This window comes from Aeromicrobium sp. Root236, assembly GCF_001428805.1.
Classification (GTDB): Bacteria; Actinomycetota; Actinomycetes; order Propionibacteriales; family Nocardioidaceae; genus Aeromicrobium.
Map to the genome: position 1 here is coordinate 2,215,576 of NZ_LMIS01000001.1, position 20,857 is coordinate 2,236,432.

Annotated in this window: 21 protein-coding genes; 7 read left to right on the top strand and 14 right to left on the bottom strand. The window is 68.5% G+C overall.

What is annotated here, in order from left to right:
• Positions 1 to 48: 48 nt before the first annotated feature.
• Both ASE12_RS11110 and ASE12_RS11115 read left to right on the top strand, forming a co-directional pair.
• The gene (locus ASE12_RS11110; protein WP_056400339.1) at positions 49 to 1,539 is read left to right on the top strand and encodes an amino acid permease; all 1,491 of its coding nucleotides are present in this window, start codon (positions 49 to 51) and stop codon (positions 1,537 to 1,539) included.
• Positions 1,536 to 2,273, top strand: a complete 738-nt coding sequence (locus tag ASE12_RS11115) for an MBL fold metallo-hydrolase (RefSeq protein WP_056400342.1) — start codon at positions 1,536 to 1,538, stop codon at positions 2,271 to 2,273. Before ASE12_RS11110 ends, ASE12_RS11115 begins: the two co-directional genes overlap by 4 nt.
• Here the strand turns inward: ASE12_RS11115 and ASE12_RS11120 are convergent.
• The 8 genes from ASE12_RS11120 to ASE12_RS11155 form a co-directional block, all read right to left on the bottom strand.
• Positions 2,270 to 3,088, bottom strand: coding sequence for an ABC transporter ATP-binding protein (locus ASE12_RS11120; RefSeq protein ID WP_056400346.1), 819 nt, complete (start codon positions 3,086 to 3,088; stop codon positions 2,270 to 2,272). The genes ASE12_RS11115 and ASE12_RS11120 overlap by 4 nt on opposite strands.
• Positions 3,085 to 4,110 carry an iron chelate uptake ABC transporter family permease subunit gene (locus tag ASE12_RS11125; RefSeq protein WP_056400350.1) on the bottom strand — a complete coding sequence of 342 codons (1,026 nt, stop codon included), beginning with the start codon at positions 4,108 to 4,110 and terminating at the stop codon, positions 3,085 to 3,087. The genes ASE12_RS11120 and ASE12_RS11125 overlap by 4 nt, the downstream gene beginning before the upstream one ends.
• A complete protein-coding gene (locus ASE12_RS11130; RefSeq protein ID WP_056400353.1) occupies positions 4,107 to 5,159 on the bottom strand; it encodes an iron ABC transporter permease in 1,053 nt (350 codons plus the stop codon). The genes ASE12_RS11125 and ASE12_RS11130 overlap by 4 nt, the downstream gene beginning before the upstream one ends.
• On the bottom strand, positions 5,156 to 6,163 hold the full coding sequence (locus ASE12_RS11135) for an ABC transporter substrate-binding protein (RefSeq protein ID WP_082582206.1): 1,008 nt from the start codon (positions 6,161 to 6,163) through the stop codon (positions 5,156 to 5,158). Before ASE12_RS11135 ends, ASE12_RS11130 begins: the two co-directional genes overlap by 4 nt.
• 84 nt (positions 6,164 to 6,247) lie before the next feature.
• Positions 6,248 to 7,090: an ABC transporter permease gene (locus ASE12_RS11140; RefSeq protein ID WP_056400358.1), complete on the bottom strand. Its 843-nt coding sequence runs from the start codon at positions 7,088 to 7,090 to the stop codon at positions 6,248 to 6,250.
• Positions 7,087 to 8,067 carry an ATP-binding cassette domain-containing protein gene (locus ASE12_RS11145; RefSeq protein ID WP_056400360.1) on the bottom strand — a complete coding sequence of 327 codons (981 nt, stop codon included), beginning with the start codon at positions 8,065 to 8,067 and terminating at the stop codon, positions 7,087 to 7,089. The genes ASE12_RS11140 and ASE12_RS11145 overlap by 4 nt, the downstream gene beginning before the upstream one ends.
• 157 nt (positions 8,068 to 8,224) lie before the next feature.
• Positions 8,225 to 10,426 (bottom strand): 3-hydroxyacyl-CoA dehydrogenase NAD-binding domain-containing protein, encoded by a 2,202-nt coding sequence (locus tag ASE12_RS11150; protein WP_056400363.1) that lies wholly within the window; start codon positions 10,424 to 10,426, stop codon positions 8,225 to 8,227.
• A 19-nt stretch (positions 10,427 to 10,445) separates the two neighbouring features.
• Positions 10,446 to 11,657: an acetyl-CoA C-acetyltransferase gene (locus tag ASE12_RS11155; RefSeq protein WP_056400366.1), complete on the bottom strand. Its 1,212-nt coding sequence runs from the start codon at positions 11,655 to 11,657 to the stop codon at positions 10,446 to 10,448.
• Between the two features lie 140 nt (positions 11,658 to 11,797).
• Between ASE12_RS11155 and ASE12_RS11160 the strand changes: the two genes are divergently transcribed.
• A complete protein-coding gene (locus ASE12_RS11160) occupies positions 11,798 to 12,523 on the top strand; it encodes a MerR family transcriptional regulator (RefSeq protein WP_056400370.1) in 726 nt (241 codons plus the stop codon).
• Positions 12,524 to 12,585: 62 nt separating this feature from the next.
• Here ASE12_RS11160 and ASE12_RS11165 read toward each other — a convergent pair whose 3' ends face one another.
• Both ASE12_RS11165 and ASE12_RS11170 read right to left on the bottom strand, forming a co-directional pair.
• Entirely contained in the window at positions 12,586 to 13,728 is a 1,143-nt protein-coding gene (locus ASE12_RS11165) for an acyl-CoA dehydrogenase family protein (protein ID WP_056400372.1), read from the bottom strand.
• A 13-nt stretch (positions 13,729 to 13,741) separates the two neighbouring features.
• Positions 13,742 to 14,890, bottom strand: a complete 1,149-nt coding sequence (locus ASE12_RS11170) for a CaiB/BaiF CoA-transferase family protein (RefSeq protein ID WP_056400375.1) — start codon at positions 14,888 to 14,890, stop codon at positions 13,742 to 13,744.
• A 109-nt stretch (positions 14,891 to 14,999) separates the two neighbouring features.
• On the opposite strand from ASE12_RS11170, the gene ASE12_RS11175 reads away from it, so the two are divergent.
• Together ASE12_RS11175 and ASE12_RS11180 are read left to right on the top strand one after the other, a co-directional pair.
• Positions 15,000 to 15,812 (top strand): alpha/beta fold hydrolase, encoded by an 813-nt coding sequence (locus ASE12_RS11175; protein ID WP_056400377.1) that lies wholly within the window; start codon positions 15,000 to 15,002, stop codon positions 15,810 to 15,812.
• Positions 15,813 to 15,932: 120 nt separating this feature from the next.
• Positions 15,933 to 17,006 carry an FAD-dependent oxidoreductase gene (locus tag ASE12_RS11180; RefSeq protein WP_056400380.1) on the top strand — a complete coding sequence of 358 codons (1,074 nt, stop codon included), beginning with the start codon at positions 15,933 to 15,935 and terminating at the stop codon, positions 17,004 to 17,006.
• Here the strand turns inward: ASE12_RS11180 and ASE12_RS11185 are convergent.
• The 3 genes from ASE12_RS11185 to ASE12_RS11195 form a co-directional block, all read right to left on the bottom strand.
• Complete coding sequence (locus ASE12_RS11185; protein ID WP_056400384.1) at positions 16,980 to 17,273, bottom strand: YciI family protein; 294 nt, start codon at positions 17,271 to 17,273, stop codon at positions 16,980 to 16,982. The two genes, ASE12_RS11180 and ASE12_RS11185, sit on opposite strands and share 27 nt — an antisense overlap.
• A 96-nt stretch (positions 17,274 to 17,369) precedes the next feature.
• Entirely contained in the window at positions 17,370 to 18,059 is a 690-nt protein-coding gene (locus ASE12_RS11190) for a hypothetical protein (RefSeq protein ID WP_056400387.1), read from the bottom strand.
• Between the two features lie 71 nt (positions 18,060 to 18,130).
• Positions 18,131 to 19,549, bottom strand: a complete 1,419-nt coding sequence (locus tag ASE12_RS11195) for an MFS transporter (protein ID WP_056400388.1) — start codon at positions 19,547 to 19,549, stop codon at positions 18,131 to 18,133.
• A gap of 60 nt (positions 19,550 to 19,609) precedes the next feature.
• Between ASE12_RS11195 and ASE12_RS11200 the strand changes: the two genes are divergently transcribed.
• Both ASE12_RS11200 and ASE12_RS11205 read left to right on the top strand, forming a co-directional pair.
• Positions 19,610 to 20,044 (top strand): helix-turn-helix domain-containing protein, encoded by a 435-nt coding sequence (locus ASE12_RS11200; protein ID WP_056400393.1) that lies wholly within the window; start codon positions 19,610 to 19,612, stop codon positions 20,042 to 20,044.
• Positions 20,045 to 20,088: 44 nt separating this feature from the next.
• Positions 20,089 to 20,628, top strand: a complete 540-nt coding sequence (locus tag ASE12_RS11205; RefSeq protein WP_056400395.1) for a PadR family transcriptional regulator — start codon at positions 20,089 to 20,091, stop codon at positions 20,626 to 20,628.
• Here ASE12_RS11205 and ASE12_RS11210 read toward each other — a convergent pair.
• A complete protein-coding gene (locus ASE12_RS11210) occupies positions 20,604 to 20,843 on the bottom strand; it encodes an SCO4848 family membrane protein (RefSeq protein WP_056400399.1) in 240 nt (79 codons plus the stop codon). The two genes, ASE12_RS11205 and ASE12_RS11210, sit on opposite strands and share 25 nt — an antisense overlap.
• Positions 20,844 to 20,857: the final 14 nt, after the last annotated feature.

Genomic DNA, 20,857 nt, shown 5'->3' on the forward strand with positions numbered 1-20,857 from the left:
TGCCGCCAGCGGTTGCGGGCGCCAACCAGTCCCCAGAGGATTGTGGCCATGGACCTCTTCCGCACCAAGTCCGTGGAACGCTCGATCGAGGAGACCGACGAGCCTGAGCACACGCTCCGCAAGGAGCTCTCCGCCTGGGACCTCACGTTCTTCGGCGTGGGTGTCGTGATCGGCACCGGCATCTTCGTGCTGACCGGAGAGCAGGCACACGTCAATGCCGGTCCGGCAGTCGTCATCTCGTTCATCGTCGCCGGGATCGCCTGCGGGCTCGCCGGGCTCTGCTACGCCGAGTTCGCCTCGACCGTGCCGGTGGCGGGCAGTGCGTACACGTTCTCGTACGCGACCCTCGGCGAGCTCATCGCCTGGATCATCGGCTGGGACCTCGTGCTCGAGCTCGCCCTGGGTGCCGCGGTGGTCGCGCGCGGCTGGTCGGCGTACCTGCAGGACCTGTTCGACCTGCCGACGTGGCTCGCCGGCGACAAGGCCAAGCCCGACATCGGTGCCATCGCGATCGTGCTGGCGCTGACCGTCATCGGCGTGCTCGGCACCAAGCTGTCCGGCCGGTTCACCGGCGTCCTGGTCGTCATCAAGGTCGCCGTCGTGTCGTTCGTCGTGATCGCCGGTCTGTTCTTCATCAAGTGGTCCAACTACCAGCCGTTCGTTCCTGCGTCCAAGCCTGCTGAGGGTGGCAAGGGTGCCGACCAGACGCTCCTGCAGGGCGTCTTCGGCGTCGATCCGACGGCCTTCGGTGCGTACGGCATCGTCGCCGCGGCATCGGTGGTGTTCTTCGCCTACATCGGCTTCGACATCGTCGCGACCTCGGCGGAGGAGACCAAGAACCCGCAGCGCGACGTCCCCCGCGGCATCCTCGGCTCGCTCGCGATCTGCACCGCGTTGTACGTCGCGGTGTCGTTCGTGATCACCGGCATGCTGAAGTACAGCGACGACCGCATGAGCACAGCCGCGCCGCTGTCCGCCGCTTTCGACGCCAACGGCGCCGGGTGGGCCTCCAAGATCATCTCCACCGGCGCGGTCGCCGGCCTTACGACGGTGGTCCTGGTCCTGATGCTCGGGCAGGCTCGGGTGCTGTTCGCGATGTCGCGCGACGGCCTGCTGCCGATCGGGCTCGCGAAGGTGCACCCGCGCTTCGGCACGCCCTACCGCATCACGATCCTGACCGGCCTGTTCGTCGCGGTGCTGGCCGGCCTCGTGCCGCTGTCGGAGCTGTCCAAGCTCGTGAGCATCGGCACACTGTTCGCGTTCGTCCTCGTGTCGGCCGGCGTCGTCATCCTGCGCCGCACCCGCGGCGACCTGCACCGCCCCTTCCGCGTGCCGGCCGTGCCGTGGATCCCGGCGTTGTCGATCCTTGCCTGCGCCTGGCTCATGGTGAACCTGTCGATCGAGACCTGGATACGGTTCCTGGTCTGGCTCGTGATCGGGTTCGTCCTCTACTTCGTGTACGGCTACCGCAGCTCGCGTCTGGGTCGCGGCCTCAAGCAGGCGTCGGCCGAGGGAGCCGCAGTACCCTCCGTGGAATGAGCACACCCACGGTCACCGAGGTCGCCGACGGCGTCCACTTCGTGCAGGGCAAGGCCGTCAACTGGACGATCCTCACCGAGGGCGACGCGTTCACGCTCGTCGACGGCGGCTATCCGGGCGACCTCGATGCCGTGCTGTCGTCGATCGAGCGGGTCGGTCGTACGCTCGACCAGCTTGCCGCGGTGCTCGTGACGCACGCGCACGTCGACCACATCGGTTCGCTGCCGAGGCTGCTGGACGGTCGCGACGTCCCGGTGCTGACGTCCGAGACCGAGGCAAGGCACGCCCGGCGGGATTTCCTCGAGCAGGCCACGCCGCTGCAGGTCGCCGCCGCGTCGTGGCGTCCACGCGTGCTGAGCTGGTCGCTGCACGTCGTGGCGGCCGGCGGCATGACCAAGGCCGGAGTCCCGCGGGCCACGGGGTTCGGTGCTGGGCCGCTGGACGTGCCGGGCCACCCCGTGCCGATCGTGACGCCGGGACACACGAGCGGTCACACCTGCTATCACCTGGCGCAGGCCGGCGTGCTCATCACCGGCGATGCGCTGGTCACGGGGCACGCCACTGTCGCACGCACCGGCCCGCAGGTGCTGGCCGGGATATTCCACCACGACGCCGCCGCAAACCGGCGATCGCTCGCGCAGCTCCGGTCGCTGGACGGCGACGTGCTGCTGCCCGGGCACGGCGCCGCTTGGCACGGCTCGTACGCCGACGCAGTCGAGCAGGCTCTCGCCTAGGAGACGGCGGTGACCCGCTGCCGCGCTGCGTGATGGCGCCCGCGGGGGACGATCATCGGCGTGCCACTGACCGGGTCGGGCACGACATCGCAGGCCAGTCCGAACACATCGGTCACCACGTCGGCGTCGATGACATCGACCGGCCGGCCCTCGGCGACGATCACACCCTGCTTCATCGCGATGATGTGGTCGGCGTAGCGGCAGGCCAGGTTGAGGTCGTGCAGCACGAGCACGATCGTCTTGCCCGACTCGCGGTTGAGGTCGGTCAGCAGGTCGAGCAGCTCGACCTGGTGGTTGATGTCGAGGAACGTTGTCGGCTCGTCGAGCAGCAACAGATCGGTGTCCTGCGCGAGGGCCATGGCGACCCACACCCGCTGGCGCTGGCCGCCGGAGAGCTCGGCGATGTTGCGGTCGGCGAGGTCCGCCGTGCCGGTCGCCTCGAGCGCCTCGGAGACGGCGCGGTCGTCCTCGGCGCTCCACTGGCGGAACCAGCCCTGGTGCGGATAACGCCCGCGGCCGACCAGGTCCGCGACCGTGATCCCGTCAGGCGCGACCGGTGACTGCGGCAGCAACCCGAGCACCTTGGCGACGTCGACGCTCTTGAGATCGTGGACCGACGTGCCGTCGAGCAGCACCTGGCCACTGCGGGGCTTCAGGAGCCGGGCAAGGCCCCGCAACAGCGTCGACTTGCCGCACGCGTTGGCGCCGACGATCACCGTGATGCGGCCGTCAGGGATCACGACGTCGAGGTCGCGGACGATGTCGGTGTCCGCATATCCGAGGGTGAGGTTCTGGGCACGCAGGTCGTGAGTCATCCGCCGCGTCCTTCCCGGTTGACCGTGGCGAGGAGCCAGATCAGGTAGGGGGCACCGATGATGCCCGTGATGACACCGGTCGGGAGGGCGACCGGTACGAGGTGCTGGGCGACGAGGTCCGCGCCGAGCACGATGATGGAGCCGACGAGACCGGCGGCGATGATGCCGCCGCCGCTGTGGCCCACGATGCGGTGCGCGATCGGACCGGCGATCAGCGCGACGAACATGATCGGCCCGGCGACGGCGGTCGCGAAACCGATCAGCACGATCGAGACGGCGATGAGCGCCAGACGGCTCAGCTCCACGCGAGCGCCGAGCGCCTTGGCCGTGTCGTCGCCGAGCTCCAGGACACGCAACGGTCGCTGCAGCACGAGCGCGACCGGCACCAGGACCGCGAGCGCGACCAGGAGCGTACGCAGCTCGGGCGACCCCGCCTGCCCCACGGTGCCGACGAGCCAGGTCATCGCCTGCCGGGCCTCGTAGAGCTCGGCGTGCGCCACGATGTAGCCGATGATCGACAGCATGAACTGCGACAGCCCGATGCCGATCAGGATGAACCGATAGCCGGAGACGCCGTCGCGCCACGCGAGCAGGTAGATGATGACCGCGCTGACCAGCGCGCCGGCAAGGGCCGAGGCGGAGATCATCGTGCTGCCGGCACCGAACAGGATGATCCCCGACACCGCGAACATGCTGGCGCCCGAGGAGATGCCCACGAAGTCCGGCGACGCGAGCGGGTTGCCGAGCAGCTTCTGGAACAGCAGGCCCGAGACTCCGAGCGCGAAGCCGACCGCGAGCGCTGCCGTGGCGGTGGGCAGCCGCAGGTCGCGCACGATGAAGTCGACCGACGGATCGTCGCGCAGGTGGAACGCCGAGGTGATGACGTCCCACGCCGGCACGTAGTAGCTGCCGACCATCATCGTGAGGATGAACAGTGCGAACGCCACCAGGGCGAGCGAGACCGTGACGACGCTCGCCCGCGTGTGGCGGGTGCGGCGGTCCGAGACGACGACGTCGATCACAGCTCGGCCAGGTTCCGGTAGCGGACGAGGGCGATGAACGCGGGCGCGCCGAGCACGCCGAGGACGACGCCCACCTGCAGCTCGCCGGGCGACACCACGAGGCGGCCGATGATGTCGGCGACGAGCAGCACGATCGGGGTCAGCACCAAGGCGTACGGGAGGATCCAGCGGTAGTCCGGACCGCAGATGAAGCGGGCGAGGTGCGGGACGACCAGACCCACGAAGACGATCGGGCCGCACGCCGCGGTCGCCGCGCCGCACAGCACCGCGACGGTCACGAACATCACGAAGCGCGTACGCCGAAGGCGGAGTCCCAGGGCCAGCGCCAGGTCCTCGCCGAGCGCGAGGCCGTTGAGCGCGCGGCCCGCGAACAGGGCAACCACCAGCCCGACAAGGATGAACGGCGCGGTCTGCCAGAACACCGGCATGTAGCGGCCGGCCAACGAGCCGACCTGCCAGAACCGCAGCTCGTTGAGCGCGTCGACGTTCGTCATGACGATCGCCGACGTGAGTGACGACAGCACCGCGGTGACGGCGGCGCCGGCAAGGGCCAGCTTGACCGGCGTCGCACCTTCACGCCCGAACGACGCGATGCCGTAGACCGTCACGGTGGCGACACCGGCTCCGGCGAAGGCGAGCCAGACGTAGCCGAAGACGCCTTGCACGCCGAGGATCATGATGCCGAAGACGATGAACGCCGCGGCTCCGGCGTTGATGCCCATGATCCCCGGATCGGCCAGGGGATTGCGGGTCACGCCCTGCAGGATCGTGCCGCTGAGCCCCAGCGCCGCGCCGGCGAGGGTGCCGATCAGCGTGCGCGGCACCCGCATCTCACGGATCACTGTCTCGGACGCCGAGCCCGGGTCGAAGTCGGTGAACGCCTTCCAGATCGTCGGCACCCCGACACCACGCGAGCCCAGCGTGATGCTGAAGAAGGCGACCACGAGCAGGACGCCGACCAGGACGACCAGGCCGGCCGCGAGACCGGCCCCGGGACGATGCCGGGGGGCGGTCTCGCGACGGGGCGTCGGCGTCTCGAGCAACGTCATGCGAGACCGGCGTCAGCCTTCTGGATCGCCGTCGTGAGCTGGTTCAGCTGCTTGGCGTACTCCCCGTAGGTGTGCATCCAGTAGGCCGGCCACGGCACGTATGCCTTGGCCTTGGCCGCCTTGATGCTGTTCCACGTCGGCTGCTTCTCGCCCTGCTTCAGCGTCGACGCGTACGCGCGGTCGTCGATCAGGAGCAGGTCGGGCTGGTACTTGTCGGCGTTCTCCCAGCTGAGGTTCTCCCAGTAGGGGAAGCCCTTGTCGGGCTTGCCGGGGTTGATGACGTCGAGGCCCCACCGCTGGAAGTCGAGCAGCTCGGGCGCGTACTTCGGGTTGGCGACGTAGAGCACGTCGTCCGCGGGCGACACCGCCAGCGCCGTCAAGCCGGGCTTGGCCGCGACGGCCTTCTTGAACGCCTCCTTGGCCGACTCGAACGCCTTCCTGTCGGCGGCGATCTTGGGATCGTCGACGTCAGCGCCGAGTGACGCGGCGAGCTTCTCGTAGCCCTGCGCGAGGGTCTCGATCGAGTCACCCTGCGCGACTCCGACGACGGGAGCGAGGTCGAGGAGCTTCTTGCTCGACGCCTTCACCCCGGACTCCATGCCACTGTAGGCCTTCTCGGCCGGCCACCAGTCCGCGACGATCAGGTCCGGCTTGAGCGAGGCAGCCTTCTCCACGTCGATGACGCCCCAGGTCTGGCCCAGGATCGTGATGCCCGACAGGTCGAGGCCCTTGAGGTTGGGGTCGTCCTTGATCTTGGTGTTCGTGTAGATGCCGACCGGCTTGATGCCGAACGAGATCAGCGCCGCGGCCTCGGCGCCGCTCGCGATGATCCGCCTGGGGGTCTTGTCGAGCTTGACGGTCTTGCCGTTGCCGGAGACGAAGGACCAGGGTCCGCTGCTCTTGGCACCCTCGTCGGACGGCGCGCTGGTGCCGCAACCGGCGAGGACGGTGGCTGCCAGCAGAGCGGCGAGCGCTCCGCCGGCCACACGACGTACGTAGGACACGGATCAGCCTTTCGTCAGGGCAACTCAGTGCACCCTAACTTAGGCATGGCTAACCTCGCTACGTGGGTCAGGTCACGCGCGGGGTCAGTCCTGCGAACGCTGACGGAAGGCCTTGAGCGCCAGCGGTGCGAACACTGCGGTGAGGATGATCGGCCAGATGATCGATACCTCGACGGCGTGCTGCAACGGCCAGGCGGCGCTGTCGGGCGCCTGCGGCGCATTGCCCCACAGCTCGCGAGTCGCCTGCGTGAGCGCCGAGACCGGGTTCCACTCCGCGACGACCCGCAGCACGGTGGGCATCTTGCCGGTCGGGGCGAACGTGTTGGCCACGAAGGTCAGCGGGAACATCACGGTGAACATGAAGCCTTGCACCGCCTCGACGGTGCGCATCAGCGAGCCGATCCAGATGCCGAGCCAGATCATCGCGAACCCGAACAGCAGCAGGAGGAGGTAGGCGAGAACACCGTCGACGATGCCGTCGCGGATGCGCCAGCCGATCAGCAGGCCGGTCAGCGACATCACGGTGATGCCGATGCTGGAATGGATCAGGCTGGAGATCGAGCGGCCGACCAGGACGGACGATCGCGAGATCGGCAAGGACTTGAACCGATCGACTATGCCCTTGGACAGGTCGTTGGAGATGCCCATGGCCGTGATCGCGGACGAGAACACGATCGTCTGCACGATGATGCCTGGCAGGAGGAACTCGCGGTAGTTGCCGTCACCAGGGACCGAGATCGCCCCGCCGAACACGAACGCGAACAGCAGGACGAACATCACGGGCTGGATCGTGACGTCGAGCAGCATCTCGGGCATCCGCTTGATGTGGATCAGGTTGCGCCAGACGACGGTGGCAGAGGACCGGGCCAGGGTGGGCGGCGTGACGATCGGTCGCTCAACCGGGTGGGGCAGCGGTGCGGTGGTCATACGGTGGCCTCTTCCATCTCGTCATCCAGGTCTGAGTCCTCGGCACGATGGCCGGTGAGGTGCAGGAACACGTCGTCGAGGCTCGGCCGCTTGAGCCCGAGGTCGTCGACCTCCAACCCGCTGGCTGCGAACGCGTCCCCGATGCGGGACATGTCGCGCAGGCCCGCGGCCTTGGCCGTGAGCCGGCGGGCGCCGCGATCGACGTGGACCTCCGAGGAGTGATCTCGCATCAGGGCCTCGGCCTTGTCCAGATCGGCGCCGTGGGTGAGGGTCAGGACCACGGCGGCCTCTCCGGCCTGGTCCTTGAGCTGGGTCGGCGTGCCCGAGGCGATGACCTTGCCCTTGTCGATCACGATGATCTCGTCGGCCAGCTGGTCGGCCTCCTCGAGGTACTGCGTGGTCAGGACCAGTGTCGTGCCGTCGCGCACGAGCTCGCGCAGCACCTCCCACAGCTCGGTGCGGCTGCGAGGGTCGAGACCCGTCGTCGGTTCGTCAAGGAACAGGACGGGCGGTGCGGCGATCAGCGACACGGCGAGGTCGAGACGTCGCCGCATGCCCCCGGAGTAGGTCTTGGCCGGCCGGTCGCCGGCCTCCTCGAGCGAGAACCGGCGGAGCAGATCATGGCTGGTCGCCGCGACGTAGTCCTTGGGCAGACCGTAGAGCCGGCCGATCAGGCGGAGGTTCTCACGACCCGTGAGGTGCTCGTCGACCGTCGCGGCCTGGCCGGTGAGGCCCATGCTGCGGCGCACGGCGTCGGGCTCGGTGACGATGTCGTGACCCGCGACGCGGCCCGTGCCGCTGGTCGGGATGCTCAGGGTCGTGAGCATGCGGACGGTCGTGGTCTTGCCGGCGCCGTTGGGCCCGAGGATGCCGAGGACGGACCCTTCGGGCACGACGAAGCTGACTCCGTCGACGGCCTTGTTGTCACCGAAGTGCTTGACCAGGTCGATGGCTTCCACGGCCAGGGGGCGGCTCATGCTGTTCCTCTTCTCACCAAACGAATGTCTTCCTAAAAGGAATACCAGACCTTACTGACAGAAACGTCAGCGTGTCACGTCCGGTTGCACGCGGAAACGGAACGAAAAAACGAGCGCCCCGGTCGGATGACCGGGGCGCTCGAAAAGGCTGCGTCACCTACGCAAAACGCTCACCGTTCTTGGCCTTGTCGAGCAGCAGCGCCGGGGGCTCGAACCGCTCGCCGTACTTCGCGGCGAGCTCCTGCGCACGCTCCGTGAACGCCTCGACGCCGATGCGGCCGTCGGGCGCCTCGTAGCCATTGATGTACTGCAGCGCGCCACCCAGCACGGGCGGGAAGCCGATGCCGAAGATCGAGCCGATGTTGGCGTCCGCGACCGTGCGCAGCACGCCCTCCTCGAGGCAGCGCACCGTGTCGAGCGACATGACGAACACCAGGCGGTCCTTGAGGTCCTGGAAGTCCGGCTGCTCGGCGGCGACCGGGAAGTGCTCCGCCAGCCCGGGCCACAGGCCCGTGCGCTTGCCGTTGTCGTCGTAGTCGAAGAAGCCCTTGCCGACGAGCTTGCTCGTGCGGCCGAGCTCGATCATCGTGTCGATGACGTCCTCGGAGCCCGTGCGGACCCACGTGCCGCCCTCGTCCTCGACGGCCTTCTGAGAGGCGACGCGGATCTTCTTCATCAGCTCGAGGTTGAGCTCGTCGCTGATCTGGATCGGGCCCGTCGGGAAGCCCGACTGGGTGGCGGCACGGTCGATCGACACCGGGTTGACGCCCTCGGCGAGCATGCCGAGGCCCTCGTTGATGTAGTGACCGATGACGCGGCTCGTGAAGAACCCGCGGCTGTCGTTGACCACGATCGGCGTCTTCTTGATCGCCTGGACGTAGTCGAGGGCGTTCGCGATCGTCTTGTCGTTGGTCTTGGCGCCGGCGATGATCTCGACCAGCGGCATCTTGTCGACCGGCGAGAAGAAGTGGATGCCGATGAAGTCCTCGGGACGCGTGACGCCCTCGGCGAGACCCGTGATCGGCAGCGTCGACGTGTTGGAGCCGAGCAGGGCATCGGCGTCGACGACGGGCTCGAGCTCGGCGAACACCGAGTGCTTGAGCTCGACCGACTCGAAGACGGCCTCGACAACGAGGTCGCAGCCCTTGAGGTCGGCGTAGTCCGCGGTCGGCGTGATGCGGGCGAGGAACGCGTCCTTCTTCTCCTGCGTGATGCGACCCTTCTCGAGCTGCTTGTCGAGCAGCTTCTCGCTGTAGGACTTGCCCTTCTCCGCGGCCTCGAGGCTGACGTCCTTAAGGACGACCTCGATGCCGGCCTTGGCCGAGACGTACGCGATGCCGGCGCCCATCATGCCGGCGCCGAGCACGGCGACCTTGGTGAACTTCCGCGGCTCGACGCCCGCGGGGCGGGAGCCGCCGGCGTTGATCGCGTTGAGGTCGAAGAAGAACGCCTGCGTCATGTTCTTGAACTGCTGGCCGACGAGGAGCTCGACGAGGTAGCGCGACTCGATGCGCGACGCGGTGTCGAAGTCGACCTGCGCGCCCTCGATCGCGGCGCTCATGATGTTGCGTGGCGCCTTGTAGGCAGCACCCTTGATCTGCTTGCGCAGCGTCGCGGGGAACGCCGGCAGGAACGCGGCGAGCTTGGGGCTCGACGGCACGCCGCCAGGCATGCGGTAGCCCTTGCGGTCCCACGGCTGCGTCGCAGCCTCCTCGTTGCCGGCGTTGGCCTCGATCCACGCCGTCGCGGCGGGGATCAGCTCGTCCTGGGTCGCGACGACCTCGTCGACCAGACCCTTGTCCTTGGCCTGCGCCGGCTTCATGCGCGGACCCTGGAGCAGGACGCCCATCAGCGCGTCCTGGATGCCGAACATGCGGACCGTGCGCGTGACGCCGCCGCCACCGGGCAGCAGGCCGAGCGTGACCTCGGGGAGGCCGAGCTCGTAGCCACCGTCGACGGCGATGCGGTGGTGCGTCGCCAGGGTGATCTCGAGGCCACCGCCGAGGGCGGCGCCGTTGATCGCCGCGACGACCGGCTTGCCGATCGTCTCGAGCTTGCGGAGCGTGGCCTTGATGCTCTCGACGTGGTCGAACAGCTGCTGCGCGTCCTCGGGCTTGGCCTGCGTCATGAGCCGGAGGTCGCCGCCGGCGAAGAAGGTCTTCTTCGCCGAGGAGACGATGGCGCCCTTGATCTGCTCGGGGTTGGCGGCGATGTCGGCGGCGAGCTTGTCGACGGCCGCGGCCATCGAGTCGGCGTACGCCTGGTTCATCGTGTTGGCGCTCTGGCTCGGGTCGTCGAGGATCAGGTGGGCGATCCCGTCGACGAGCTCGTAGCGGACGGCTTCAGTGGTGCTGGTCATATGGAGGTCCTAGTCCGTTTCAGATTCGTTCGACGACGGTCGCGATGCCCATGCCGCCGCCGACGCAGAGCGTGGCGAGGCCGTAGCGCAGGTCGCGGCGCTCGAGCTCGTCGATGAGGGTGCCGAGGATCATGGCGCCGGTCGCGCCGAGGGGGTGGCCCATCGCGATCGAGCCGCCGTTGACGTTGGTGCGCTCGTGCGGGAAGTCGAGGTCCTTCATGAGGCGCATCGCGACGGCGGCGAACGCCTCGTTGATCTCGAGCAGGTCGATGTCGTCGACCGTGAGGCCGGCCTTGTCGAGCGCCTTGCGGCACGCCGGCGCGGGGCCGGTGAGCATGATCGTCGGGTCGGCGCCGGAGACGGCGGCCGACACGATGCGGGCTCGCGGGGTGAGGCCGTGGCGCTTGCCCGCAGCCTCGCTGCCGATCGCGACGAGCGCGGCGCCGTCGACGATGCCCGACGAGTTGCCGGCGTGGTGGACGTGGTTGATGCGCTCGATGTCGTGGTACTTCTCGAGCGCGACCGAGTCGAAGCCGCCCATGTCGCCGATGCCGGCGAACGAGGCGGGCAGGCCGGCGAGGCTCTCGACAGTCGTGCCCTCACGGACGAACTCGTCGTGGTCGAGGATCGTCAGGCCGTTGGGGTCCTTGACGGGGATGACCGACTTGGCGAAGTAGCCGTTGGCGATCGCCTTGGCGGCACGCGCCTGCGACTCGGCGGCGAACGTGTCGACGTCCGTACGGCTGTACCCCTCGATCGTCGCGATGAGGTCGGCGCCGATGCCCTGGGGCACGAAGTCGGTGTCGAACGCGGTGCGCGGGTCCATGGCCCAGGCGCCACCGTCGGAGCCCATGGGCACGCGGCTCATCGACTCGACGCCACCGGCGAGGATCAGGTCCTCCCAGCCGGAGCGGATGCGGCCGGCGGCCTGGTTGACGGCCTCGAGGCCCGAGGCGCAGAAGCGGTTGAGCTGCACACCGGCGACGGTGTCGGGCAGGCCGGCGTTGAGCGCGGCGGTCTTGGCGATGTCGCCACCCTGGTCGCCGACGGGCGACACGACGCCGAGCACCACGTCGTCGACGCCGTTGGGGTCCAGCGAGGGATTGCGCTTCTGGATCTCCTCGATCAGGCCGGTGATCAGCGAGATCGGCTTGACCTCGTGCAGTGATCCGGTCTTCTTGCCGCGCCCTCGCGGGGTGCGGATGGCGTCGTAGACGTAGGCCTCGGTCATAACTGGGTCCTCGCAGAATTCAGGTGAAAGACGTGTCGGCTGAAGCGACAACCTCGATTGTGACACCAGCACTGTCAAAGTTCCAGACGCGCTTCTGTGGGCCGCGTCACGTGCAGCCGGCGTGGCATAGTCTCTGCACCATGAGCGCCGCACCCGCCGAGACGATGAGCGTCGAGCAGCTCGCCTCCCGCGTCGGCATGACCGTGCGGACCGTGCGTTTCTACGCCGGCCGTGGGCTGATCCCGCCGCCGCGCCGCGAGGGGCGCAACGGCTACTACGGCCCCGACCACCTCGCCCGCCTCGAGCTCGTGCGCGAGCTGCAGGCCCATGGCTTCACGCTCTCGGCGATCGAGGGCTACCTCGAGAACATCCCCGCAGGGGCGACGCCCGAGCAGGTCGCGCTGCACCGCACGCTGCTCGCGCCGTGGATGGCCGACCGTCCCGAGGAGCTGAACCGCGAGGCCCTCGAGCTGCGGGCCGGTCGCGAGCTCGACGACCATGCGCTCGAGATGCTGATCGCCCTCGGCGTGCTCGAGCCGACGCCGACCGAGGACGTCTTCCGGGTCGCGCCCGCGCACCTCGCCGTCGGCATCCAGTTCATCGAGACCGACATGCCGATCGAGGTCGCGCACGCCTCCCGCCGCATCTTCGACGCCGCCGGCAAGGCCGTGGCCGAGGAGATCACCGAGGTGTTCCGCACCCTGTGGTGGCCGCAGCTGCGCGACTCAGGGCGTACGGCCGAGGACATCACCGCCTTGGTCGAGCGCTTCAAGCCGCTGACGATCCAGGCGCTCGTCACGGCGTACGAGACCGCGGTCGACGAGGCCAAGCGCGAGACGATCCGCAGGCGCACCGAAGGCAGCTGACCACCGAGGTGGTTGATGTGCGGAGGCCGTCCGCGGCCGAAGCCTCGAAACCACCGAGCGCTCTACAGCCCCATCGTGCGGCCGATGATCTCCTTCATGATCTCGGTCGTGCCGCCGTAGATCGTCTGGATCCGGCTGTCCGTGTACGCCTTGGAGATCGGGTACTCGGTCATGTAGCCGTAGCCGCCGTGCAGCTGCAGGCACTTGGCCGCGGCCTTGTTCTGCAGCTCCGTGGTCCACCACTTGCCCATCGCGGCTTCCTCGATCGTCAGCTCGCCCCTGCTCAACGCGACGATGCTCTTGTCGACGAACGCCTGACCGATCTGCATCTCGGTCTCGAGCTCGGCGAGCACGAAGCGGGAGTTCTGGAACGAGCCGATGGGCTTGCCGAACGCCTTGCGCTCCTTGACGTAGTCCAGCGTCATGTCGAGGATCGCGCGGGTCGCCGCCATCGCGCCGACCGAGATCGCGAGGCGCTCCTGCGGCAGCTTCTCCATCAGGTAGATGAAGCCCTTGCCCTCCTCGCCCAGCAGGTTGGTGACAGGTACGCGGACGTTGTCGAAGAAGAGCTCGGCGGTGTCCTGCGCCTTGAGCCCCATCTTGTCGAGGTTGCGGCCGCGCTCGAAGCCCTCCATGCCGCGCTCGAGGACGATCAGGGAGACGCCCATCGCGCCGGCCTCGGGGTCGGTCTTGACCGCCACGATGACGAGGTCGGAGAGGATGCCGTTCGAGATGAACGTCTTGGCGCCGTTGACGACGTAGTGGTCGCCGTCGCGCACCGCGGTCGTCTGGATGTTCTGCAGGTCCGAGCCCGTGCCCGGCTCGGTCATCGCGATCGCCGTGATCATCTCGCCGCTGCAGAACTTCGGCAGCCAACGCTGCTTCTGCTCCTCCGTCGCGTACGACATCAGGTAGCCCGAGACGAGGTCGGTGTGCAGCACGAAGCCGACGCCGCTGGCGCCGATGCGGATGATCTCCTCGTCGAGCACGGCGTTGAAGCGGAAGTCGTTCATGCCGCCACCGCCGTACTCCTCGGGCATCATGAAGCCCAGCAGGCCCAGCTCGCCGGCCTTGGTCCAGAGCTCGCGCGGGACGATGCCGTCCTTCTCCCACTGGTCGTGGTGCGGCGCGATCTCCTTCTCGCAGAATGTACGGACCGTCTCGCGGAACGCGTCGTGGTCGGCCTCGAAGATCTCTCGCTTCATGTCTTCCTCTGTCTCAGTCGGCTTGTACGGCGACGCCGTCGGCGATGAGGCCGTCGACGTCGGTGATGCCCCAGGCGGCAAGCGCCTCGGCAGTGTTGGCCCCCGGCTTGGCCGGCGGGGTGGTCAGGGTCGTGGGGGTCCCGGAGAAGCGGGGCGCCGGCGCGGGCTGGGTGACGCCACCTTCGTCGACGTACGTCCCGCGGGCGGCGTTGTGCGGGTGCTGCGCCGCCTCGTGCATGGGGATGACGGGGGCGACGCACGCGTCCGTGCCGTCGAACAGCTCGGTCCACTCCGCCTGCGTCCTGGCCGCGAACGTCTCGGCGAGGACCTTGCGCAGCTCGGGCCACTGGCCCAGGTCGTTGCGGTCGGGCGGGTCCTCGAGACCGAGGATCTCGATGAGGACCTCGTAGAACCGCGGCTCGAGGGCGCCCACCGACATCCATCGGCCGTCGGACGTCTCGTAGACGTCGTAGTAGGGCGAGCCCGTGTCGAGCAGGTTGGTGCCGCGCTCGGTCGTCCAGAGGCCTGCCGCCTGCATCGACAGCTGCATGGCCAGCAGGTGGGCAGCGCCGTCGGTGATCGCCGCGTCGACGACCTGCCCCTCGCCCGACGTACGCGCATGCGTCAGCGCGGCGAGGACTCCGGTGACGAGGTACATCGACCCACCGGCGAAGTCACCCAGCAGGTTGAGCGGGATCTGCGGTGGTCCCCCCGCGCGGCCGATGGGGTCCAGCGCGCCCGCGACGGAGATGTAGTTGACGTCGTGGCCGGCGGTCTGCGACAGCGGACCGTCCTGGCCCCAGCCGGTGATGCGCCCGTAGACGAGCTGGGGATTGCGGGCGTGGCAGGCCTCCGGGCCGATGCCGAGGCGCTCGGTGACGCCGGGCCGGAATCCCTCGATCAGGATGTCGGCCTGCTCGACCAGGTCCAGCACGACCTCGACGGCGCGCGGATCCTTGAGGTTGAGCGCGACCGACGGGCGGCCGCGGCTGAGCACGTCCTGCGCGGTCGGCACCACCAGCCCGGCGCCACCGGGCCGGTCGATGCGGATGACGTCGGCGCCGAGGTCGGCGAGCAGCATGCCGGCGAACGGTCCGGGACCGATGCCGACGAGCTCGACGACACGTACGCCCTGCAGGGGTCCGGATCGAGTGGTGGTCACGACGCCGATTGTGACAGTGGCACTGTCACGGTTGCAAGTGACCCCCGTTACATACCGGAGGTATGGGTATGTGTCATCATCGATGTCACGTTCGTGAAAGGACTGCCGCATGACGACTCGCCTCGCGTACACCCGCAAGGGCACCGGTGAACCCCTCCTGCTGATCCACGGCATCGGGCACCGGCGACAGGCCTGGGACCCGGTGCTCGACCGGCTCGCCGAGTCGTACGACGTCATCGCCATCGACCTGGCCGGGTTCGGCGAGTCCGAGCCCTATCCGGCCGGCACGGCGTACAACATGGACAACGCGTGCCGCATCATCGGCGAGAACCTCGAGGAGTGGGGCGTCTCCGAGCCACACGTCGTCGGCAACTCGCTCGGCGGCGCGATCGCGCTCGAGATGGGTGCGCGTGGCATGGCCCGCTCGGTCACCGCTCTCAGCCCTGCCGGTTTCTTCCGCAACATCGGCGACCGCCTCGTCGCGCTCTTCGCCCTGATCCTGCTCAAGCTGTCGTCGTACCTGCCGCTCGCGGTCGTCCGGCCCGCGCTGCGCAGCGCCCGCGCCCGCACGCTGATCGGGCGGACGCTGTACGTGCACGGCGAGCGGATCTCGCCGGAGGACTTCGTCGGCGACGCGCTCGCGCTGCGCAACGGCCCGGCGTTCTTCCCGACGTTCCGGGCAGGGTTCACCTACGGGTTCACCAGCCGGGTCGACGTGCCGACGACGATCGCCTGGGCCACGCGCGACCAGGTGCTGGTCTACGGCCAGTCCGGTCTCGCCCAGGAGCGCCTGCCCGAGGCGCGCCACGTCGCGTTGCCGCACTGCGGCCACGTGCCGATGGTCGACGACCCGGAGCTGATCGTGCGGGTCATCGACAACACCGTCGCCGAGGCGTCGGAGTCCAAGGAGCAGGCCGCCTAACCTGCCTCGGCAACGTCCTTTCGACAGGCTCAAGGAGCGGCACTCGCGATCTAGCCCACCGCCCCTTGAGCTTGTCGAAAGGCCCGAAATAGCAGAAGGCCCCAGGGCGTTCTTCATCGTGTGGAGATCTACGACTCGGTGGTGATCGGCGGCGGGCAGGCGGGCCTGTCCTCGTCGTACCACCTGAAGAAGCGCGGGATCTCGCACGTCCTGCTCGACGCCAACCCGGGCCCCGGTGGCGCGTGGCAGCACCGGTGGGACGCGCTGACGATGAGCGACGTCCACCGCGTCTCGGACCTCCCGGACGACCCGATCCCCGACGCCGCTGAGACCGAGCGCGCCAACGCGTTCGTGCCGGCGTACTTCGCGGACTACGAGCGTATGCACGAGCTGCCGGTCATCCGTCCGGTCCAGGTGCGGTCGGTGAGCGACGACCCTTCGACGAGCTCAGGGACCCCGTTGCTTCGCATCGAGGCCGATCAGGGCACGTGGCTCAGCCGTACGCTCGTCAACGCGACCGGCACGTGGACACGTCCCTTCATCCCGTACTACCCGGGCGCCGAGACGTTCGCCGGCGAGCAGCTGCACACCGTCGACTACCCCGGTCGCGAGCACTTCCGCGGCAAGCGAGTCCTCGTCGTGGGCGGCGGCGCATCGGCGGTCCAGTTCCTCGGCGCGCTGCGGCCCCTCACCGACACGCTCTGGGTGACCCGCCGCGAGCCGGTCTGGCGCAACGACGAGTTCACCCCGGAGATCGGCCGTGAGGTGGTGGCCCGGGTCGAGAAGCGCGTACGCCAGGGGCTTCCCCCGCGCAGCGTCGTGAGCGTGACCGGTCTGATGCTCCGGCCGCAGGAGCGCGAGGCCGAGCGCCTCGGCGCGTACGAGCGGCGGCCGATGTTCAGCCGGATCGAGCCGTCGGGTGTGCGGTGGGCCGATGGGACGTTCGAGCAGGTCGACGTGATCCTCTGGGCGACCGGGTTCCGTCCGGCGATCGAGCACCTGGGACCGTTGCACCTGCGCAGCCCGCGGGGCGGCATCCAGCTCGACGGCACGACGGCAGTCGCCGATCCGCGTGTGCAGATGGTCGGCTACGGGCCCTCTGCCAGCACGATCGGCGCCAACCGGGCCGGGCGTACGGCCGCGCGTGGCGTCGCGAACTGGCTGGCGTCAGAAGCTGTCGGCGAGCTGGCCTGACACCGGCTGCCACTCGCGCACGGTCCGCTCCTCGACCAGCCCTTCGAGCATGAACGGGTCGTTGGCCGAGAGCTCGAGCGCTCCGGCCTCGTCGTCGGCGATGAAGATCAGCAGCGCGCCACCACGCTCGCCACCGACGTACGGGCCGGAGACCGCGAGGCGGCCCTGCTCGGTCAGCTGCCGCAGGTAGTCGCGGTGCGTCGGTCGCACCTGGTCACGGCGGGCGTCCTCGTCGGTGTAGCGGTAGATCGTCGCAAAGTAGGCCATGCCGCCAAGCGTACGACCGGCGCCCGTTGGCGAGCTCTGCGACAAACGGCTGGGGCTCCTCACGTGAAGGAGCCCCAGCCGCGTCGGTGCTGAAGGTCAGGAACCGGCAGCGAGCTTGTTCAGGTCGACGACCTCGTCGGACGAAGGCGCCTCGACCGAGTCGACCTTGTCGTACGTGAAGTTGATCGTGCCCTCGCCGTCCTCGGTCGTGACGATGCTGATCGGCTTCCCGTCCTTCTTGTCGACGTAGAGCGTGCCCTTCTTGGACTTGAGCGAGACGCAGTCGACGCCGTTGACCTTCTTCTCCTTGCCCTTGGTGATCTTCCCCTCGGGCTTCAGGAGGTCGTCGACGAACTCGTCCTTGGAGACGAAGCTGCCGATCTCGGCGAAGCTCTGGTTGTTGTCATCGATCAGCACCCACTTGCCCGCGATCGCGTCCAGCATGGCGTTCGGCGCGCCGGCTGACTCGAAGAACGACTTGTCGGCCTTGAAGTAGGACTTGCCGTCGGCCTTGATCACCTCGAGCTTCATGCCGTTGAACTCGACGTTGCCCGACGCCGACGCGCCCGCGAACGACATGTCGACCTCGATGTCCGAGCTGGAGCCTTCTTCCTTGCCCTTGCCCTTCACGGTGAGGTTGTCCTGCTTGTCGAGCTGCTTCTTGGCCTTCGCGAGGATCTTGTTGGCGGACAGATCGGCAACGCCGTCGTCGCTGCCTGATCCGCATCCGACGAGGACGAAGGCCGAGACGACCAAGAGGCCGACGATGCGTATACGTGTGGTCATGGATGATCTCCTGAGGCGCCGGCGCTCCCCTGCTGGCCACCGGCTGACGAATGGTCACAGCCTCTCGTGAATCACCCTGCGACGCCACTTGATCTTGGTCTCACGACGGCGTTCGCCAGGCTGACCCCGACGGCGATCGTGGCGGCGACCAGCGGGACGAGCAGCGCGGCGCGGTAGTCGTCGAGCGTGTACGTCGCACCGTCCGCGACCGCGACGAGGACGGCGGAGACCACCGCGAGGCCGACCGCGCCGCCGATCTGGAACGACGTGTAGAGGAGCCCGCCGGCGAGGCCGTGCTCGGAGTCGTCGACCCCGTCCGTCGCGGCGATCGCGAGCGTTCCGTAGGCGAGGGTGAACGCGAAGCCCATCGCGACGAGGCTGGGGAGCATCGCGAAGTACGACCAGTCGGCGGTCATCGGCAGGAACAGGGCGAAGGCGAGGAACTGTGCGCCGACACCTGCCGCGAGAACCGGAGCGTGCCCGAACCGCGTGACCAGCCAGGGGGTCAGCGTCGGTGCCAGGATGCCGTCAATCGCCATGATGACGAGGGTCAGGCTCGTCTCGAGCGTCGACCAGCCGCGCAGCTCCTGGAGATAGAGCACCACGACGAACTGGAAGCTGAAGAACGCACCCATGAACAGCAGTCCTACCGCGTTCACTCGCACGACCGTCCCCGTACGGAGGATGCCGAGTCGTACCAGCGGCTCCGGCGTCCGGCGCTCGATCCACACGAACGAGGCCAGCGCGGCCACCGCTGCGAGCCCCGTCGCGGCCGTCGTGACCAGGGAGCTGTGCGAGGCTCGCTCGAGCGTGTAGACGAGCAGCAGCAAACCGGCGGCCAGGGCCGCTGCACCGCCCAGGTCGAGCTCGCGGACCCGCCTGCGCACCGCGACGGAGTCCACCGGGACGAGCCGGAGTGCGGCCGCCAGGATCAATCCCGACATGATGACCGGGGCGAAGAAGACCCAGCGCCAGTCGGCCAGAGTCAAGAAGCCACCCATGACGAGTCCCAGGCTGAACCCGGCTGCGCCCGCCGCGCCGTAGATCAAGAGTGCCTTCTCGCGGGCGGCGCCCTCGGCGTATGTGGTCGTGATGATCGACAGGCCGGCGGGCGTCATGAACGCGGCCGCCACACCCGTGACGAAGCGTGCCACGACGAGCATCCAGGACTCGGTGGCCAGACCGCCGACTCCGGAGAACACGACGAAGACCGCGAGCGAGATCAGGAACATCCGTCGCCGTCCCAGCAGGTCGGCGGCGCGACCACCGAGGAGGAGGAACCCGCCGTAGCCCAGGACGTACGCACTCATGACCCACTGCAGGCCGCCGGCGCTCAGGTCGAACTCGGCGCCGATCGACGGCAGGGCGACCGCGAGCATCGCGATGTCGGCGCCCTCGAGGAACAGCGCACCGCTCAGGACGAGCAGCAGGCCGAGGCCTCGCGCGTCGAGGCGCTTGATCTCCTCGGCCGGTCGGACTGACGTGGTCATGAAATCCCCTTCGTGGTTACCTCTTGTAACTGACCCCATCTTGCGTGACCATCGGGAACTATGGAAGAAGGCACTTCAACGTCACCCGGTTCCTGCGACGTAACCGGCGAGACCGACGCGCTCCAGTGGGACACCCGCGAGGGCTGCGAGGTCAGGCAGATCCTCGACCGTATCGCCGACAAGTGGTCGCTCATGGTGATCTCACTGCTCGGGCACCGGACGCTGCGGTTCACCGAGCTCAAGCGCGAGATCGACGGTGTCAGCCAGCGCATGCTGACCGTGACGCTGCGCCACCTCGAACGTGACGGGCTGATCGAGCGCACGGTCCACCCGGTCGTCCCACCGCGCGTCGACTACGCCCTGACGGACCTCGGCTGCGGACTCATCGAGACGATCCAGACGCTCGTCCGGTGGACCGAGGGCAACCAGGAAGCCATCATCCGCGCCCGGCTCGCGTTCGACCAGCGACAGAACGAGGGTGCCCCGGTCTCATAGGCAACCTGTTGCATTGCAACTCGTTGCATAGTACGGTCGCCGGCATGGCGCTCGAGCACGCGATCCTGGTGTCCCTCGCGGAGAAGTCCGCGTCGGGCTACGACCTCGCACGCCGCTTCGACGCCTCGATCGGTCACTTCTGGAAGGCCAGCCACCAGCAGATCTACAAGGTGCTGGGCCGCATGGAGGCCGACAAGTGGGTCGAGGCCCACCTCGTCGAGCAGTCGGGGCGGCCGGACAAGAAGGTGTACGCCATCACCGGCGAAGGCCGTGACGAGCTCCGGCGCTGGTCGTCGATGCCGACGCCGATCGAGGCACCGCGCAGCGAGATCGCGGTCAAGGTCAGAGGGCTGCGCTTCGGCGATCGTGACGCGGTGCTCTCGGACGTACGCACCCGGCGCCAGGCACACGTCGCACAGCTCGCCTACTACGAGGCCAGCGCAGCGAAGCACTATCCCGATCCGCCGGCGGTCGCCGAGGACGAGCTCGGCGCCTACCTCGTCCTGCGCGCCGGCATCATGCAGGAGCAGACCGGCATCGCGTGGTGCGACGAGATCCTTCAGGCGTTCGGGACGGACCGATGAGCACGTACGCCGACCAGCAGCACGCCCAGGCCGATCACGATCGCCGTCGTGATCAGCACGGCATGCACCCAGAAGAACGCCGTCGGGGCACTGTGCCAGTGCTCGCCGTCCCACGCGCGGTCGTCGTCGACGATCGCCTTGGCGAACCGCGGCCAGATCACGATGTTGAACACGCCCGCGACGATCAGGAACCTGGCTGCCAGCTTGGAGATCACGTCGCCATCCCATC

Bases quoted from the DNA above. Each gene is read 5' to 3' on its own strand.
- ASE12_RS11145 (WP_056400360.1), bottom strand. From the start codon at position 8,067: ATGAGCCGCCCCCTGGCCGTGGAAGCCATCGACCTGGTCAAGCACTTC.
- ASE12_RS11140 (WP_056400358.1), bottom strand. From the start codon at position 7,090: ATGACCACCGCACCGCTGCCCCACCCGGTTGAGCGACCGATCGTCACG.
- ASE12_RS11120 (WP_056400346.1), bottom strand. From the start codon at position 3,088: ATGACTCACGACCTGCGTGCCCAGAACCTCACCCTCGGATATGCGGAC.
- ASE12_RS11185 (WP_056400384.1), bottom strand. From the start codon at position 17,273: ATGGCCTACTTTGCGACGATCTACCGCTACACCGACGAGGACGCCCGC.
- ASE12_RS11190 (WP_056400387.1), bottom strand. From the start codon at position 18,059: ATGACCACACGTATACGCATCGTCGGCCTCTTGGTCGTCTCGGCCTTC.
- ASE12_RS11175 (WP_056400377.1), top strand. From the start codon at position 15,000: ATGACGACTCGCCTCGCGTACACCCGCAAGGGCACCGGTGAACCCCTC.
- ASE12_RS11115 (WP_056400342.1), top strand. From the start codon at position 1,536: ATGAGCACACCCACGGTCACCGAGGTCGCCGACGGCGTCCACTTCGTG.
- ASE12_RS11200 (WP_056400393.1), top strand. From the start codon at position 19,610: ATGGAAGAAGGCACTTCAACGTCACCCGGTTCCTGCGACGTAACCGGC.
- ASE12_RS11160 (WP_056400370.1), top strand. From the start codon at position 11,798: ATGAGCGCCGCACCCGCCGAGACGATGAGCGTCGAGCAGCTCGCCTCC.
- ASE12_RS11150 (WP_056400363.1), bottom strand. From the start codon at position 10,426: ATGACCAGCACCACTGAAGCCGTCCGCTACGAGCTCGTCGACGGGATC.
- ASE12_RS11165 (WP_056400372.1), bottom strand. From the start codon at position 13,728: ATGAAGCGAGAGATCTTCGAGGCCGACCACGACGCGTTCCGCGAGACG.
- ASE12_RS11195 (WP_056400388.1), bottom strand. From the start codon at position 19,549: ATGACCACGTCAGTCCGACCGGCCGAGGAGATCAAGCGCCTCGACGCG.
- ASE12_RS11205 (WP_056400395.1), top strand. From the start codon at position 20,089: ATGGCGCTCGAGCACGCGATCCTGGTGTCCCTCGCGGAGAAGTCCGCG.
- ASE12_RS11155 (WP_056400366.1), bottom strand. From the start codon at position 11,657: ATGACCGAGGCCTACGTCTACGACGCCATCCGCACCCCGCGAGGGCGC.
- ASE12_RS11110 (WP_056400339.1), top strand. From the start codon at position 49: ATGGACCTCTTCCGCACCAAGTCCGTGGAACGCTCGATCGAGGAGACC.
- ASE12_RS11130 (WP_056400353.1), bottom strand. From the start codon at position 5,159: ATGACGTTGCTCGAGACGCCGACGCCCCGTCGCGAGACCGCCCCCCGG.